We start from the raw sequence: 15,289 nt of genomic DNA, 5'->3' as shown, positions 1-15,289 counted from the left end.
TCCACGTTAAGCGTGAAGTTTTCACGGCCGACGCAACAAACCGCCTACGAGCTCTTTACGCCCAATAATTCCGGACAACGCTCGCACCCTACGTATTACCGCGGCTGCTGGCACGTAGTTAGCCGGTGCTTCTTCTGTAGGTACCGTCACTCACGCTTCGTCCCTACTGAAAGAGGTTTACAACCCGAAGGCCGTCATCCCCCACGCGGCGTCGCTGCATCAGGCTTCCGCCCATTGTGCAATATTCCCCACTGCTGCCTCCCGTAGGAGTCTGGGCCGTGTCTCAGTCCCAGTGTGGCCGGTCACCCTCTCAGGCCGGCTACCCGTCGTCGCCTTGGTAGGCCATCACCCCACCAACAAGCTGATAGGCCGCGGGTCCATCCCATACCGCCGGAACTTTCCACCCACCACCATGCGGTGACAGGTCGTATCCGGTATTAGACCTAGTTTCCCAGGCTTATCCCAGAGTACAGGGCAGGTTACCCACGTGTTACTCACCCGTTCGCCGCTCGTGTACCCCGAAGGGCCTTACCGCTCGACTTGCATGTGTTAAGCACGCCGCCAGCGTTCGTCCTGAGCCAGGATCAAACTCTCCAATAAGGAATGGTTTGATCGCTCGGACAACACTGACAACACGAACCGGAATCTGGTCCGTGCATATTGCCAGTTGTCCAGTCAATCTCAAAGGAAACCTCTTGACGAGGTTCATAAATTTACTGGCTATTCGGCACGCTGTTGAGTTCTCAAAGAACACGCGCTCACCATCACTCGTCACCGCTGGCGACTTGATCCGGGGCTGATGTTCGCCGCGCTCCGTTCCGGTGTCTCGCTCCGGCCCGTTCCGCGCTGGCAGAGAGAAAGTTACACCTCGCCCAACGCAGAGACAAATCGGGGGTCCAGGACGGCGTCTGCGCAGGTGGGACTACGTGCCGTCGAGCTAAAACCGGATCATGTGTGACCGGTGCCACCCGAAGATCTTTCAGTGCGGCGCCGAGGGCAGCAGGACGGCCACCGAGAGCCCTCCGCCGGGGATGGCGGTGGCGTGCACGCGACCCTCGTGAGCTGCGACGGCGGCCCGCACGATGGACAGGCCCAGCCCGGTGCCGGTGCGCGCGGTCCGGTCGGTGCCGCCCCGGCGGAACGGTTCGAACAGCTCGTCCACCCGGCCCGGCGCGATGGCCGGCCCGGACGAGGACACCCGCAGCGACGTCCACTCGGGCCCGCCCTCGGTGCGCACCTCGATCCACCCGCCGACCAGGTTGTGCCGGACGGCGTTCTCCAGCAGGTTGCCCGCGATCCGCTCCAACAGCGCGGGATCTCCCACGGCCGGCGCGGGCCCCGTCACGAACGACGCCCGCACCTGGCGTTCCGTCGCTTCGGTCCGCACGGCCTTCCAGGCGGACTCGACCACGGCGTTCAGGTCGACGGGCTCCCGCACCGCCAGGCCCAGCCCGTCGGTGCGGGCGAGCAGCAGCAGCGCGCTGACCAGTTGCTCGGCCCGCTCCGTCGCCGCGCGCACCACGGACGCCATCCGCCGCAGCTCGTCTTCGTCGGCATCGGGGTCCGCGAGCGTCACCTCCAGCTCGGTGCGGATCACCGAAAGCGGCGTGCGCAGCTCGTGCGACGCGTTGGCGACGAACCGCCGTTGGGAGTCGAACGCCGCCTGGAGCCGGTCCAGCATCTCGTCGAACGTGTCCGCCAGCACGGCGACCTCGTCGCGCGGGCCGGCCAACCGCAGCCGCTCCCCCAGCGACTCGGCGGACAGCTTGCGTGCCGCGTCGGTCACGTCGTGCACGGGCCGCAGCACGCGTCCGGTGATGGTCCACGCCAGCAACGCGGCGGCGGCGACCACGCACAGGAACGCGATCGACCCGGACCTCAGCACGTCGTCCCGCGCCTGCTGGCCCAGGACGTCGGCGAGCACCCCGGAGTCCACCTCGACGCCGTCCACCCGCACGGTGCTGCCGTCGGGGAACCGCGGCGACGACGCGATTACCCGCCCGACGAGCATCCAGCCGAGCAGCAGGAGCAGGCCGCTGACGAAGGCCACCAGCCCGGCCGCGAGCAGCGTGAGCCGGACCCGGAGTCCCGGCCCGCGCCGGCGCAGCCCAGCGTTCAGCGCGCGCCGCCCTCGGTGGCGTCCGCTGTGGGCACCCGGTAGCCGGAGCCGACCACGGTGTCGATGATGCCGGGTTCGCCGAGCTTCTTGCGCAGCGTCATCACGGTGACCCGGACGGTCGTGGTGAACGGGTCGGCGTTCTCGTCCCAGACGCGTTCCAACAGCTCCTCGCTGCTGACCACGGACCCCTTGGCGGCGAGCAGCACCTCCAGCACGCCGAACTCCTTGCGGGTCAGTTCGACGGGCCGGCCGCCGCGCCGCACGGTCCGGCGGGCCGGGTCCAGCTCCACGTCGCGCGCGGTGAGCAGCGGCGGGGTGGCCGGGGTGGCGCGGCGGGCCAGCGCGCGCACCCGGGCGACCAGTTCGGGGAACGCGAAGGGCTTGGCCAGGTAGTCGTCCGCGCCCAGCGACAGGCCGGCGACGCGGTCGTCCAGGCCCGCGCTGGCGGTGAGCATCATGACCCTGGTGAGGGCGCCGGAGCTGAGGATCTCCTTGCACAGCTCGTCGCCGGACATGCCGGGCAGGTCGCGGTCGAGCACGACCACGTCGTACCGCGTCACGGTGGATTTCTCGTGTCCCGTCTCGCCGTCGTAGGCGACGTCCACGGCCATGCCTTCGCGCCGCAGGCCGCGCGCGATCGCGTCGGCCAGTGGCACCTCGTCCTCGACTACCAGGATCCGCACCACACAAAGGTGCCACATATCCCTGAGAAGGCGCTTAGCGCCGGCCGGTCACTTCTCCATGGTCACCGCTCGCCGCTCCATCGGTCACCGCTCCATCGGTCACCGCGCGCCGGTCACCGCTCCACCGGCCACGGCTCCACCGGTCACTGCTCCGCGGTCGCGCCGATCCGGGCGGGCTCGGCCGCGACGACCCACTCGGTGATCCGGCGTGCCACGTCCTGCGCGGTCAGGCCGAGGTCCGCCAGCACCTCGGCGCGTTCGCCGTGTTCGTGGAACTCCTGCGGGATGCCCAGGTCGCGCAGCGGCACGTCCAGGCCGGCGTCCCGCAGCGCGGCGGCCAGCGCCCAGCCGAAACCGCCGTGCCGGCCGCCGTCCTCCACGGTCACCACGAGGCGGTGGCGGGAGGCCAGCTCGACCAGGTCGCCCGACACCGGGAACACCCAGCGCGGGTCCACGACGGTCACGCCGATGCCCTGGTCGGCGAGGCGTTGCCCGGCGGCCACGCCCAGCGCGCCGAACGCGCCCACCGTGACCAGCAGCACGTCGTCACCGGACCGGCTGAGCACGTCCACCGTGCCGACGCGCTCCAGGGCCGGCAGGTCGTCGCCCACCGAGGCCTTCGGGTAGCGGACCACGGACGGCGCGTCGGCGATCTCGACGGCCTCGCGCAACTCCTCCCGCAGGGTCGCCGCGTCGCGCGGGGCGGCCACGTGGATGCCGGGGACCAGGCCGCAGATCGACAGGTCCCACATGCCGTGATGGGACGCGCCGTCCGGGCCGGTGATGCCGGAGCGGTCGAGCACGACCGTGACGCCCTGCTTGTGCATGGCCACGTCCATCAGGAGCTGGTCGAACGCCCGGTTCAGGAACGTCGCGTAGACCGCCACCACCGGGTGCAGGCCGCCCATCGCCAGGCCGGCCGCCGACGTCATCGCGTGCTGTTCGGCGATGCCCACGTCGAAGCACCGGTCCGGGTAGAGGCCCGCGAACTTGTCCAGGCCCGTCGGCCCGCGCATGGCCGCCGTGATGGCCACCAGGTCCGACCGCTCGCCGCCCAGCGCCGCCAGCTCGTCGGCGAACACGTGGGTCCAGGTGCGCTTGGCCGGGCTCAGGTTCGCGCCGGTGATGGGGTCGATGATGCCGGTGGCGTGCATCTGGTCGGCCTCGTGGTTCTCGGCCGGCGCGAAGCCGTTGCCCTTGCGGGTCACCGTGTGCACGATGACCGGCCCGCCGAACGACTTGGCGCGGCGCAGCGCGGACTCCAGCGCCAGGTGGTCGTGGCCGTCGACCGGGCCGATGTACTTCATGCCCAGGTCTTCGAACAGGGCCTGCGGGCTCAGCGCGTCCTTGATGCCGCGCTTGGCCGCGTGCAGGGCCGCGTAGAGCGGCTTGCCGACGAACGGGGCGCTCTGGAGGGCGTTCTTGCCGCGCTCCAGGGCCCGCTCGTAGCCGGGCTGGAGGCGCAGCGACGCCAGGTGGTCGGCGAAGCCGCCGATGGTCGGCGAGTAGGACCGGCCGTTGTCGTTGACCACGATCACCACGGACCGGTCCCGGCCGGCGGCGATGTTGTTCAACGCCTCCCAGCACATGCCGCCGGTCAGCGCGCCGTCGCCGACCACCGCGACGACGTGCCCGCGCCGGCCGGTGAGCTGGAACGCCTTGGCCAGGCCGTCGGCGTAGGACAGCGCGGTGGAGGCGTGGCTGTTCTCCTCCACGTCGTGCTCGCTCTCCGACCGCGACGGGTAGCCGGACAGGCCGCCCCGCTGGCGGAGGGTGTCGAACTCCCCCGCGCGGCCGGTGAGGATCTTGTGCACGTAGCTCTGGTGGCCGGTGTCGAACACCACCGGGTCGTGCGGGGAGTCGAAGACGCGGTGCACCGCCATCGTCAGCTCGACGACCCCCAGGTTGGGCCCCAGGTGCCCGCCGGTCCGGGAGACCTTGTCGACCAGGAACCGCCGGATCTCCTCGGCGAGCCGCACCAGCTCGTCGTGCTCCAGCCGTTTCAGATCCGCCGGTCCGTGCACGGATTCCAGCAGCGTCACCGCTCCACCTCGCCCTGTGGTTGGCTCCCCGATCGTCCGGTCAGTCTACGGACCACAGGCTGAGACGGCGCTCAGCGAACGGGCCTCAACAGGGCGACGCATTCGACGTGGTGCGTCATCGGGAACGCGTCGAACGCCCTGAGCTGGGCCAATTCGTAGCCGTGGTGGGCGAACGCCGCGATGTCGCGGGCCAGCGCGGCCGGGTCGCACGCGACGTAAACCACACGGGTGGGGCGTCCGCGTGCGATCGCGGCCACCACGGCCCGGCCCGCGCCCTTGCGCGGCGGGTCGAGCACCACGACGTCCGGCGGGAGGTCCGCGAAACCGGGTGTCTCCAGCACCGCCTCGGTGCGGCCCGGGTGCCAGTGGACCTGGGGCAGGTCGGACAGGTTGGCCCGACCGTCCTCGACCGCCCGGACCGACGACTCGACCACGGCCACCGAGCCGGTCACGCCGACCTGCTCGGCCAGCACGGACGCGAACAGGCCCACGCCGCCGTACAGGTCCCAGGCGCGTTCGCCGGGCCCGCAGTCCGCCCAGTCCCGGACCGCGGCGGCGAGCGTGTCGGCGGCGGCCGGGTGGACCTGCCAGAACCCGTCCGCGCGGACGTTCCAGGCGCGGTGGGCGGCGAGTTCGGTGGCCGTGCCGCTGCCCCGGCGGCGGCGGGCCGGGCCGGGGACGGGGCGTCCGCGCCGGAGCATCGGCGGGCCGATCTCGGTCAGGTGCACCTGAGCGCCCGCGTCGCGGGTCACCACCAGCTCGGACTTCGGCGGCCACGTGCGGTCGACCACGCCGTCCAGCGCGCCGGGCGCGGCGATCACGCACCCGTCCACCGGGATCACCTGGTGGCTGCGGTGGGCGCGGAACCCGGCCCGGCCGTCCGGCCCGACCGCCATCCGCAGCCGGGTGCGCCAGTCCTCCGGCCCGCCGGGCAGGTCCTCGACGATGACCTCCCAGTCGAGCTTGGCCAGCCGGCGCAACTGCTCGCTGACGACGGCGGCCTTCAGCTCGCGCTGGGCCTGCCAGGAGGCGTGCTGCCAGTCGCAGCCGCCGCAGCGGCCGGGGCCCGCGAACGGACACGGCGGTTCCACCCGGTCGGGTGACGCTTGCAGGACCTCCACGGCGTCGCCGCGGCAGAACGACCCGCCGGTGTCCTCGGTGATCCGGACCCGCACGCGCTCGCCGGGCAGGGCGTGCCGGACGAAGATCACCCGGCCCTCGTGCCGCGCGACGCAGTGCCCGCCGTGCGCGACCGCGCCGACCTCCACCTCGATGAGCCGCTGCTTCCAGGTGGCCGTCACTTGCCGTCCCGTTCTTCCGTGCGGCGCTTGTCCGGGCCACGTGTCTCCGGGCCCGGTGCCGCCGAGCCGCGCTTGTCCAGGCCGCGCCGGATGGCCCCGGGCGCGATCACGTCCTTGTCCGTCACCTTCTTGGACGACGCTAGCTGCCACGGCACGCTGGTCACCATCACACCGGGCTCGAACAGCAGCCTGCCCTTGAGGCGCAGCGCGCTCTGGTTGTGCAGCACCTGCTCCCACCAGTGGCCGACCACGTACTCCGGGATGAACACCGTGACCACGTCCCGCGGGTTGTCGCTGCGGACCCGCTTGACGTAGTCCAGCACCGGCTTGGTGATCTCCCGGTAGGGGGACTCGATCACCTTCAGCGGCACCTTGAAGTTCTCCTTCTCCCACTCGCGCACGAGCCTGCGCGTGTCGGAGTCGTCCACGTTCACGGTGACCGCCTCCAGCACGTCCGGCCGGGTGGCCTTGGCGTAGGCGAGGGCCCGCAGCGTCGGCATGTGCAGCTTGGAGACCAGCACTATGGCGTGGTTGCGGGCGGGCAGCAGCCGTTGGCGCTCCTGCTGGCGCAGCTCCTCGGCGACCCGGTCGTAGTGCCGGCGGATCGCGGTCATCAGCGCGTAGATGGCGGCCATCGCGGCGATGGCGATCCACGCGCCCTTGGTGAACTTCGTGATCAGCACGACGACCAGCACGGAGCCGGTCATCACCAGGCCGACCGCGTTGATCGCCTGGGAGCGGCGCATCCGGCTGCGGGCGGCGGCGTCGGTCTCGGTGGCCAGCAGCCGGTTCCAGTGCCGGACCATCCCGGTCTGGCTCATCGTGAACGCCACGAACACGCCCACGATGTAGAGCTGGATGAGCTTGGTGACCTCGGCGTCGAACGCGATGACCAGCACGATCGCCGCGCCCGCCAGGAAGACGATGCCGTTGCTGAACGCCAGCCGGTCACCGCGGGTGTGCAGTTGGCGGGGCAGGTAGCGGTCCTGGGCGAGGATCGAGCCGAGCACCGGGAAGCCGTTGAACGCGGTGTTCGCGGCCAGCACGAGGATCAGCGCGGTGACGACCGTGATGAAGAAGAACCCGACCGGGAAGCCGTCGAACACGGCGCCCGCGATCTGCGCGACCATGGTCTTCTGCACGTACCCGTCGGGCGCGTTGACCAGTTGGTGCGCGGGGTCCTCGGCCATCCGCACGCCGGTGAGCTGGGCCAGCACGATCAGGCCCAGCAGCATGGTGACCGCGATCAGGCCCATCGCCAGCAGCGTGGTCGCCGCGTTGCGGGACTTCGGCTTGCGGAACGCGGGCACCCCGTTGCTGATGGCCTCCACGCCGGTCAGGGCGGCGCAGCCGGAGGAGAACGCCCGCAGGACGAGGAACATGAACGCGAGGCCCATCAGGTGGTCGTCCTCGGCCCGCAGTTCCAGCCCGGCGCTCTCGGCGCGCATCTCGTCGCCCATGATCAGGCCCCGGACCAGGCCGTAGCCGATCATGAGCAGGATGCCGACCATGAACGCGTAGGTCGGGATGGCGAACGCCGAGCCCGACTCGCGGATGCCGCGCAGGTTGATGGCGGTGAGGAGGACGATCGCGGCGACCGCGAACTCGACCTTGTGGGTGGCGACGAACGGAATGGCGGAGCCGATGTTCGCCGCCGCCGACGAGATGGAAACCGCGACGGTGAGGATGTAGTCGACCAAGAGGGCGCTGGCGACCGTCAGGCCGGCGCGCGGGCCGAGGTTGACCGTGGCCACCTCGTAGTCGCCGCCGCCGGACGGGTAGGCGTGCACGTTCTGCCGGTAGCTCGTGACGACGGTGAGCATGACGACCACGACCACCACCCCCACCCAGGGCGCCATCGTGTAAGCGCTCAGGCCTGCCACGGAGAGCACCAGGAAGATCTCCTCCGGCGCGTACGCGACGGACGACATGGCGTCCGAGGCGAACACCGGCAAGGCGATTCTCTTGGGCAGGAGGGTGTGCGCCAGTCGATCGCTCCGGAAGGGGCGGCCGACCAGGAGGCGCTTGGCCGCGGTTGCGAGCTTGGACACGGGTGGAAAGCGTAAGGGGTCAGGTCCCCTGGTCGGACTAATCGTGGGTAGGTTCTCCCCAAGCGTCGTTCAGGAGGCTTTCGTGCACGTGGTGATCATGGGTTGTGGCCGGGTGGGCTCGTCCCTGGCCAAGGCCCTGGAACGCCTGGACCACCAGGTCACGGTGATCGACAAGGATGTCCAGTCGTTCCGCCGGCTCGGGTCCGACTTCCACGGCCAGCACGTGGTCGGCAACGGTTTCGACCAGAAGGTGCTGATCGAGGCGGGCATCGAGCGGGCGGGCGCGTTCGCGGCCGTGTCCAGCGGCGACAACTCGAACATCATCTCGGCGCGGGTGGCGCGGGAGACGTACGGCGTGGAGGCCGTCGTCGCCCGGATCTACGACGAGAAGCGCGCGGCGGTGTACGAGCGGCTGGGCATCCCGACGGTCGCGACCGTGCCGTGGTCGACGGACCGGTTCCTGCGGATGCTGCTGCCCGAGGGCGCGGCGACCGCGTGGCGCGACCCGTCCGGTTCGGTGGCGGTGCTGCCGCTGGACCTGCACGAGGACTGGGTGGGACACCTGGTCCGGGACTTGGAGAACGCCACCGGCTGCCGGGTCGCGTTCGTGATGCGGTTCGGGACCGGTGTGCTGCCGGACGCGAAGACCGTGTTGCAGGCCGATGACGTGGTGTACGCGGCGGCCCTGTCCGGGACCGTGACCGATGTGGCCGCGGCGGCGGCCCAAGCGCCTGAGGAGGCCTGAGGTGCGAATCGCCATTGCCGGGGCCGGGGCGGTCGGGCGGTCCATCGCCGCCGAACTGGTGGCCGACGGCCACCAGGTGATGCTGATCGAACGGGACCGGGCGAACTTCGAGCCGCACACCGTGGAGCAGGCGGAGTGGGTGCAGGCCGACGCCTGTGAGCTGTCTTCGCTGGAAGACGCCGGTATGCAGCTCTGCGACGTGGTCATCGCCGCGACCGGCGACGACAAGGTCAACCTGGTGGTGTCCCTGTTGGCCAAGACCGAGTTCGCGGTGCGGCGGGTGGTCGCGCGGGTCAACAACCCGACCAACGAGTGGCTGTTCACCGAGTCGTGGGGCGTGGACGTCGCGGTGTCGACGCCGCGGATCCTGTCGGCGCTGGTGGAGGAAGCGGTCACGGTCGGCGACGTGGTCCGGCTGATGACGTTGCGGCAGGGCCAGGCGAACCTGGTGGAGATCACGCTGCCCGAGGACACGCCGCTGGGCGGGTCGCCGGTGAACTCGCTGGACCTGCCTCGCGATGCCGCGCTGGTGACCATTCTGCGGGGTGGGCGGGTCATCGTGCCCACGCCTGATGACACGTTGGAGGGCGGGGACGAGCTGCTGTTCGTCGCGGCGGCTGCGGTGGAGCGCGAGATCAGGTCCGCGCTGGGGTACTGACCAGGCCCGCGTCGGTGAGGACGTTGACGAGCTTGGTCGCGCCGGCGGGGGTGAGGAACAGGTGGGAGTCCTCGCCCAAGCCGATCTCGACCTGGCCGTTCGGCTCGACGGTGCAGGTCATCGCGGTGTCGCCGTGCACGTCGATGGTGGCGGACACCCTGGCGGTTCCCATTCCGATGTACATGGACTCAGACTAGGACGGATACATATCCGCCGATAGTCCACGATCGGGTGACTATCTATGTCAGGCCTGAACTAGAACACTGATGTCATGGCATCTTCGGCGATCGCATCAGCATGGGAACTCGGCCTCCGGCTCAGGGAGCGCCGGGACCAGCTCGGGATCTCGGTGGGTGGCGCGGCCAAAGCGGTCGGCATGCAGCAGCCCAACCTGTCGGCGGTCGAGAGTGGCCGGAAGAAGATCACCGAGGTCAACCTGCTCAAGCTCGGCGAGCTCTTCGAGTTCGGCGAGGAGGAGATCGGCGAGTTGTCCGCGCTGCGCGCACGAGCCGAGCAGCGCGACTGGTACCACCGCTACACCTGGCTGTTCGGCGAGGATTTCCTGCGCTACCTGGGATTCGAGCACGCCGCTGCCACCCAGCAGATCTACGAGAGCTGCTTCGTACCCGGTCCGCTCCAGACCAAGGAGTACGCGACCGCGGTGATGACCACCGGATCGCCCTACAACCGGCTGACGGAGGTCGAGCCGCGAGTCGACGCCCGGCTCACCCGACAGGCCCGGCTGGTCGGCAAAGACGCGATCGAGCTGTCCGTACTGCTCAGCGAAGCCGTTCTACGGCAGCGGATCGGCGGCCCCGAAGTCATGCGACGGCAACTCGACCACCTCGCGGCTGTGGCTCCCCAGGTCGAGATCCGGGTGCTGCCCTTCGGAGTCGGCGGATATCCGGCAATGGGTGGATCGTTCCAAGTGCTCACATTCGCATCGCGGCACTTGCCGAGCCTGGTATACCAAGAGACGCTCACGTCGACCATGATCCTGGAGCGACGTCAGCAGGTCCGTGAATACACCGTCGCATATGCCGAATCGGCCAGTCAGGCCCTGAGTCCGGCGGACTCCGTCGAGTTCATCAGGGAGGCCGCGAAGGAGATGAAGTGACCCAGTCCGGATGGCGCAAGAGCAGCCGCAGCAATCAGACCAACGCCTGCGTGGAAGTCCTGTTCACGCGACGAGAGTCGGGCGTGCGGGACTCGAAGAACGTCTTCGGACCCGCTCTCGCCTTCCCCGCTGCCAGCTTCGCGGCGTTCCGCGATTCGCTGAAGCGTGCTTAGTGCTCGTCCGTCGTTGTGGGGTGTGACTGGGCGGTGGGGTGAGCTTGGGCGCGGAGGCGTTCTTCCGCTTCGCGGTTTTCCTGCTCTTCGCGTTCCTGGGTGGCTTTGAGGCGCTTGTCCGAGCGGCGGACCGCCCACACCGTCGCGACCAGCGCGACCGCCATCAGCGGGTAGCCCATGGCCAGTTTCGCGGCGGCCAGCCAGCCGACCGACGCCTCGTCGTACAGCCACCGCTGCACCACGAACCTGGCTCCGAACACCAGCGCCCAGACCAGGGTCGCGATGTCGTAGTCGCGGACCGAGGCGCGGTCCTTGCGCCAGGCCGTGCCCTGGCCGTTGAGGAAGCTCCAGATCACGCCCGCCAGCGGCCAGCGGACCAGGATGGACGCCACGAAGACGCCGCCGTAGACCAGGCTCTGCCAGATGCCGAACAGGAAGAAGCCCTTGGCGTCACCCGTCCGGTAGGCGATGAAGGCCGCGATCCCCACGCCGAACACCGCCGACACGGCCGGCTGGACGGAGCCCTTGCGCATGGCGAGCACGATGCCGATGACCACCGCCGAGCCCAGTGCGCTCCAGATCGCGGGCATCAGGCCCGCGAAGGCGTTCACCAGGACGAAGACCACCACCGGCAGGGAGGAGAACAGCAAGCCGCTGACCCCGCCCATCTGTTCCAGCAGGGTCGGCTGCTTCTCTGTTTCAGTCGTCATGAAGCGTTCTGCAACTCGTAGTAGGGGTTGTAGAGCACCTTGCGGCCGTCGCGGACGGCGATCCGGCCGCGTGCCTTGATGGTGCGGCCCGGCTCGATGCCGGCGATCCGGCGGCGGCCGAGCCAGACCAGGGTGACGCCCTCGGTGCCGTCGTACAACTCCGCCTCCAGCGTGGCGGCGGCGTCCCGAGGGCACAGCTCCACCGTGCGCAGCCTGCCGAGCACCGTCACCTCCTCGCCGGACTTGCAGTCACACGCGCGGACGGCGCCGACCTCCACGGCTTTTCGCGAGAGGTCGTCGGCGTCCAGCTCGCTGACGTCGGTGGTCAGCCGACGCACGAGGCGGCGCCAGTAGCCGCCCCCAGTGTTAGTCATCCCCGACTCCTGGGTGCATCCGTGGGCCTCGACAGCGAAGCCCGTCCAGAGCCAGCGTAACCGGGTACACCCGACCGGGTATCCGACTGGGGGAGGATCCCTTCTCATGAGTTCGTCGCACGTCCCGACCAGGGTCGTCGTGCTGCCCGGCACGGCTTCCGACGAGGTGTTCGTCCGCTCGGTCTTCGCCCGGCCGCTGGCGTCGGCGGGGTTCACGCTGGTGGCTCCGACGTCCCGGTCCATCGCCGGGCACCTCGCCGCGCTGGACGCCGCCTGGGAGGGAAAACCGCTGGTCGTCGGGGGTGTGTCCTTGGGGGCGCACGTCGCCGCGACCTGGGCGGTGCGCCATCCCGAACGGTGCGCGGGAGTGCTGGCCGCGTTGCCCGCGTGGATGGGTCCGGCGGACGGAGCCCCCGCCGCGGTGGCGGCTTCGGCCAGTGCCGATTCGGTTGACTGTGAAGGACTCGTCGCGGCCGTGGCGGGCGTCGAAGGGTGGGTCGGCGACGAGCTGCGGCGCGCCTGGCCCCGGTACGGGTCTCGGCTGTCGTCGGTGTTGAGGGAATCGGCGGCGTCCGCCGCACCCACTTCGGGTGAATTGCGGGGGCTGGACGTCCCGGTCGGGGTCGCCGCGTGCACCGACGACCCAGTCCACCCGTTGGAGGTAGCCCGAAAGTGGGTGGCGGCCCTGCCCCGCGCCGCGCTGCGCACGACGACGTTGGAGGCGCTGGGCGCGGACCGGGAAGCCCTGGGCCGCGCCGCGCTCGACGCCTACCTGTCGGCCGTCCAGCCGGCCGCCGACCACGCCACCGTCGACCAGGTCACCAGCGACCAAGCCACCAGCAACCGAGCCACCAGCGACCAGGCCGCCCAGTAACGGCCGTGGAGCAGCGGTGCTAGCCCTGTTCCTGCTGGGCCGCGATGTGCCGGGCGATCGTCTCCGGCAGCTCGATCGGCAGCGGGGTGCGGACCGGCATCGGCTGGTCGCCGCGGGCCACGACGGTGTGTCTCATCAGCTCGTACAGCGCCTCGACGGCCTGCGCCGACTGCTGCTCCGAGGGAGCCGCCGCGACGCCGCGGAGCATCCACCGCGGGCCGTCCACGCCGACGAAGCGCAGGTGCACCTCGTTGTTGCGGGCGGTGATCTCCTCGCCCCAGTCGCCGTTCTCCCGGTTGATCCGGAACCCGTCGCCCTTGAGCTGCGCGATCAGCTCCGCACCCACCTCGGGCCACAGCCGGTCCGACTTCGGCGCGGCGAACGCGCTCACCGTGAGCTGGCCGACCGGCGTCAGCAGGTGCACCGCGCGCACCGCGCCCGCCGGGTCCATCTCGACCTGCAGTTGCGCGCCGTCCGGCACGGGCAGGCGGATCGAGCCCAGGTCGAGCCTGGTCAGGCCGTCGTCCGGGGCCAGCGCCTCGTCGTACGGGCCGTCTTCGGGGAACTCCTCGCCGGACTCGACCTCCGGTTGCGCCGTCCCCCGGTTCGCGGAGTGCCTACCGCGCTTGCGGCGCTTTCCGAACATCGCCCCTACCCCTCCGTCCGGGCGAGCACGTCGTGCCCGCCTGTCGAGCCGTAGCCGCCCGCGCCCCGCTCGGAGCCGGGCAGTTCCCCCACCTCGCGGAACACCGCGTGCTCCACCTTCTGCACCACGAGCTGGGCGATCCGGTCACCGCGTGCCAGGACGACCGGCGCGCGCAGGTCGTGGTTCACCAGACATACCTTGATCTCGCCCCGGTAGCCGGCGTCGATCGTGCCCGGCGTGTTGACCACGCTGAGCCCCACCCTGGCGGCCAGCCCGCTGCGCGGGTGCACGAACCCGGCGTAGCCCTCCGGCAGGGCGATCGCGATGCCGGTGCCCACCACGGCGCGCTCCCCCGGTTCGATCACCACGTCCTCGGTCGTCACCAGGTCCGCGCCCGCGTCGCCCGGTCTGGCGTACGACGGGAGCGGCACGGACGGATCGAGCCGGGACAGCAGGACCTCGACGCTGGGCACGGCGCGCGAGACTACCCTGGTCGTGTGAGCGAGAGTGCTGTGACCGCCCCGACCGCCTTCCGCGAGCGACTGTTCGTGCCGTGGTGGGGTTGGCCCTTGCCGCTGGCCGCGGCCGTGCTGCTGGCCGCCGAGATCCACATGGGCTTCCCGGGCGTGCGGTCCTGGCTGCCCTACCTCGTGACGGTGCCGCTGGCGTTGCTGCTGCTGTGGCGGATGGGCTCGCTGAAGGTCGAGGTGTCCGGCGGGGAGCTGCGGGTCGGCCAGGCGCACGTGCCGCTGGAGCTGCTCGGCGAGGCGGAGGTGTTCGACGCGAAGACCAAGCGCCGGGCGATGGGGCCGAACCTGGACCCCATGGCGTTCGTCGCGCACCGCGGCTGGGTCGGGCCGATGATCAAGATCACGTTGAACGACCCCGCCGACCCGACGCCCTACTGGCTGTTCAGCGTCCGGTCGCCGGAGAAGCTGGTCGCCGCCCTGAAAGAGTGAAGTCACGCACGAAGGAGTGACGTCACCCACGGAAGCGGTGAGTTCCGGGTGCACCGAAGCGGTGAGGCCGGGTGCGCGGAAGGGGTGAGGTCCGGATTTACCCCGGCCGGGTGAGGGCGGTGCGCCGGAACGCGACTGGGCGCCACCCCGGCGGTGGGGGTGAGCGCCCAGGAACGGGTCGTCGGTGCTGTGCCAGAACCTGTCCGCGCTGGTCAGGCGCAGTCGCGGCAGATGTACTGGCCGTTCACTTCCTCGGCGAGGCGGCTGCGGTGGTGCACGAGGAAGCACTTCGAGCACGTGAACTCGTCCGCCTGCTTGGGCAGGACCTTGAACGTCAGTTCCTCACCGGACAGGTCGGCGCCCGGCAGCTCGAAGTTCTCGGCAGTAGCGTCCTCGTCGATGTCGACGACCCCGGACTGCGTTTCATTGCGCCGCGCCTTGAGCTCCTCTAGGGAGTCTTCAGCGAGTTCATCCGCCTCGCTGCGACGCGGTGCGTCGTAGTCGGTCGCCATCTTCTTTCACCCCTGCGGTCAACGGAGACTGTTCGTGTCGCTGGATAACGCACCAGCGCCCCTGTTTGTGCCCTCCGTCCCCAGTGACGGAGGTCTCGCCCGCGCGGCCGGGCGCCAACCCCCTGAACGTCGACGCATCAGGCTTCCGGGAGCGCGCGGAGCGCCGAGAGGGTAGCTCATTGATCGGGTGGCCGTGCACCGGGTTCCCCCTAATTGAGCAGAAGGGTGACAGGCCCTTCGCACGCAGGCCCGATAGGCTTCAGGGAGGGCCTTGCCCACCCGGCGCGACCGTGTTGCGATGCCTTCGAGCCCCGCTGACCGTCCG

General features: G+C 70.3%; 17 protein-coding genes and 1 rRNA gene (1 of these 18 running past the window's edge). 6 read left to right on the top strand and 12 right to left on the bottom strand.

Annotation, left to right across the window (positions count from 1 at the left end; all coding sequences use genetic code 11):
• The 6 genes from ACQPZF_RS09670 to ACQPZF_RS09645 form a co-directional block, all read right to left on the bottom strand.
• A 16S ribosomal RNA gene (locus ACQPZF_RS09670) occupies positions 1-600 on the bottom strand (it extends 916 nt beyond the left edge of the window).
• Between the two features lie 379 nt (positions 601-979).
• A complete protein-coding gene (locus ACQPZF_RS09665) occupies positions 980-2,107 on the bottom strand; it encodes a sensor histidine kinase (protein WP_433274504.1) in 1,128 nt (375 codons plus the stop codon).
• Between the two features lie 8 nt (positions 2,108-2,115).
• Positions 2,116-2,802, bottom strand: a complete 687-nt coding sequence (locus ACQPZF_RS09660) for a response regulator transcription factor (protein ID WP_433270399.1) — start codon at positions 2,800-2,802, stop codon at positions 2,116-2,118.
• A gap of 143 nt (positions 2,803-2,945) precedes the next feature.
• Positions 2,946-4,844: a 1-deoxy-D-xylulose-5-phosphate synthase gene (dxs, locus tag ACQPZF_RS09655; protein ID WP_433270397.1), complete on the bottom strand. Its 1,899-nt coding sequence runs from the start codon at positions 4,842-4,844 to the stop codon at positions 2,946-2,948.
• A 71-nt stretch (positions 4,845-4,915) separates the two neighbouring features.
• A complete protein-coding gene (locus ACQPZF_RS09650) occupies positions 4,916-6,145 on the bottom strand; it encodes a class I SAM-dependent RNA methyltransferase (RefSeq protein ID WP_433270395.1) in 1,230 nt (409 codons plus the stop codon).
• Positions 6,142-8,196: an APC family permease gene (locus ACQPZF_RS09645; RefSeq protein ID WP_433270393.1), complete on the bottom strand. Its 2,055-nt coding sequence runs from the start codon at positions 8,194-8,196 to the stop codon at positions 6,142-6,144. Before ACQPZF_RS09645 ends, ACQPZF_RS09650 begins: the two co-directional genes overlap by 4 nt.
• Here ACQPZF_RS09645 and ACQPZF_RS09640 point away from each other — a divergent pair.
• Complete coding sequence (locus ACQPZF_RS09640; RefSeq protein ID WP_433270391.1) at positions 8,123-8,941, top strand: potassium channel family protein; 819 nt, start codon at positions 8,123-8,125, stop codon at positions 8,939-8,941. The genes ACQPZF_RS09645 and ACQPZF_RS09640 overlap by 74 nt on opposite strands.
• A 1-nt stretch (position 8,942) precedes the next feature.
• Positions 8,943-9,599: a potassium channel family protein gene (locus ACQPZF_RS09635; RefSeq protein WP_433270389.1), complete on the top strand. Its 657-nt coding sequence runs from the start codon at positions 8,943-8,945 to the stop codon at positions 9,597-9,599.
• Here ACQPZF_RS09635 and ACQPZF_RS09630 read toward each other — a convergent pair.
• Entirely contained in the window at positions 9,577-9,783 is a 207-nt protein-coding gene (locus ACQPZF_RS09630) for a hypothetical protein (RefSeq protein WP_433270387.1), read from the bottom strand. The two genes, ACQPZF_RS09635 and ACQPZF_RS09630, sit on opposite strands and share 23 nt — an antisense overlap.
• Before the next feature lie 87 nt (positions 9,784-9,870).
• Between ACQPZF_RS09630 and ACQPZF_RS09625 the strand changes: the two genes are divergently transcribed.
• Positions 9,871-10,716 carry a helix-turn-helix domain-containing protein gene (locus ACQPZF_RS09625; protein ID WP_433270385.1) on the top strand — a complete coding sequence of 282 codons (846 nt, stop codon included), beginning with the start codon at positions 9,871-9,873 and terminating at the stop codon, positions 10,714-10,716.
• Positions 10,713-10,889 carry a DUF397 domain-containing protein gene (locus ACQPZF_RS09620; RefSeq protein ID WP_433270383.1) on the top strand — a complete coding sequence of 59 codons (177 nt, stop codon included), beginning with the start codon at positions 10,713-10,715 and terminating at the stop codon, positions 10,887-10,889. Before ACQPZF_RS09625 ends, ACQPZF_RS09620 begins: the two co-directional genes overlap by 4 nt.
• Here the strand turns inward: ACQPZF_RS09620 and ACQPZF_RS09615 are convergent.
• Both ACQPZF_RS09615 and ACQPZF_RS09610 read right to left on the bottom strand, forming a co-directional pair.
• Positions 10,886-11,599, bottom strand: a complete 714-nt coding sequence (locus ACQPZF_RS09615; protein WP_433270381.1) for a DUF3159 domain-containing protein — start codon at positions 11,597-11,599, stop codon at positions 10,886-10,888. The genes ACQPZF_RS09620 and ACQPZF_RS09615 overlap by 4 nt on opposite strands.
• Positions 11,596-11,973: an OB-fold nucleic acid binding domain-containing protein gene (locus ACQPZF_RS09610; RefSeq protein ID WP_433270379.1), complete on the bottom strand. Its 378-nt coding sequence runs from the start codon at positions 11,971-11,973 to the stop codon at positions 11,596-11,598. Before ACQPZF_RS09610 ends, ACQPZF_RS09615 begins: the two co-directional genes overlap by 4 nt.
• A gap of 106 nt (positions 11,974-12,079) precedes the next feature.
• On the opposite strand from ACQPZF_RS09610, the gene ACQPZF_RS09605 reads away from it, so the two are divergent.
• Positions 12,080-12,847: an alpha/beta fold hydrolase gene (locus tag ACQPZF_RS09605; RefSeq protein WP_433270378.1), complete on the top strand. Its 768-nt coding sequence runs from the start codon at positions 12,080-12,082 to the stop codon at positions 12,845-12,847.
• A gap of 19 nt (positions 12,848-12,866) precedes the next feature.
• On the opposite strand, the gene ACQPZF_RS09600 is transcribed toward ACQPZF_RS09605, so the two are convergent.
• Together ACQPZF_RS09600 and dut are read right to left on the bottom strand one after the other, a co-directional pair.
• Entirely contained in the window at positions 12,867-13,493 is a 627-nt protein-coding gene (locus ACQPZF_RS09600) for a DUF3710 domain-containing protein (RefSeq protein ID WP_433270376.1), read from the bottom strand.
• A 5-nt stretch (positions 13,494-13,498) separates the two neighbouring features.
• Positions 13,499-13,966 carry a dUTP diphosphatase gene (dut, locus tag ACQPZF_RS09595; RefSeq protein ID WP_433270374.1) on the bottom strand — a complete coding sequence of 156 codons (468 nt, stop codon included), beginning with the start codon at positions 13,964-13,966 and terminating at the stop codon, positions 13,499-13,501.
• Positions 13,967-13,990: 24 nt separating this feature from the next.
• On the opposite strand from dut, the gene ACQPZF_RS09590 reads away from it, so the two are divergent.
• Positions 13,991-14,452, top strand: a complete 462-nt coding sequence (locus tag ACQPZF_RS09590) for a DUF3093 domain-containing protein (RefSeq protein WP_433270373.1) — start codon at positions 13,991-13,993, stop codon at positions 14,450-14,452.
• Between the two features lie 212 nt (positions 14,453-14,664).
• On the opposite strand, the gene ACQPZF_RS09585 is transcribed toward ACQPZF_RS09590, so the two are convergent.
• Entirely contained in the window at positions 14,665-14,964 is a 300-nt protein-coding gene (locus ACQPZF_RS09585; RefSeq protein ID WP_053717171.1) for a DUF4193 domain-containing protein, read from the bottom strand.
• Positions 14,965-15,289 lie beyond the last annotated feature (325 nt).

Origin of the sequence: Actinosynnema sp. CS-041913, from assembly GCF_050942485.1 — a bacterium.
Taxonomy (GTDB): Bacteria; Actinomycetota; Actinomycetes; order Mycobacteriales; family Pseudonocardiaceae; genus Actinosynnema.
The sequence above is the reverse complement of the archived record's forward strand: the minus strand, read 5'-3'. Positions and strand labels throughout refer to the sequence as shown.

What these genes read in the sequence shown, in the direction of transcription:
- ACQPZF_RS09630 (WP_433270387.1), bottom strand. Translation starts at nt 9,783, where the DNA reads ATGTACATCGGAATGGGAACCGCCAGGGTGTCCGCCACCATCGACGTG.
- ACQPZF_RS09625 (WP_433270385.1), top strand. Translation starts at nt 9,871, where the DNA reads ATGGCATCTTCGGCGATCGCATCAGCATGGGAACTCGGCCTCCGGCTC.
- ACQPZF_RS09615 (WP_433270381.1), bottom strand. Translation starts at nt 11,599, where the DNA reads ATGACGACTGAAACAGAGAAGCAGCCGACCCTGCTGGAACAGATGGGC.
- ACQPZF_RS09610 (WP_433270379.1), bottom strand. Translation starts at nt 11,973, where the DNA reads ATGACTAACACTGGGGGCGGCTACTGGCGCCGCCTCGTGCGTCGGCTG.
- ACQPZF_RS09605 (WP_433270378.1), top strand. Translation starts at nt 12,080, where the DNA reads ATGAGTTCGTCGCACGTCCCGACCAGGGTCGTCGTGCTGCCCGGCACG.
- ACQPZF_RS09600 (WP_433270376.1), bottom strand. Translation starts at nt 13,493, where the DNA reads ATGTTCGGAAAGCGCCGCAAGCGCGGTAGGCACTCCGCGAACCGGGGG.
- ACQPZF_RS09585 (WP_053717171.1), bottom strand. Translation starts at nt 14,964, where the DNA reads ATGGCGACCGACTACGACGCACCGCGTCGCAGCGAGGCGGATGAACTC.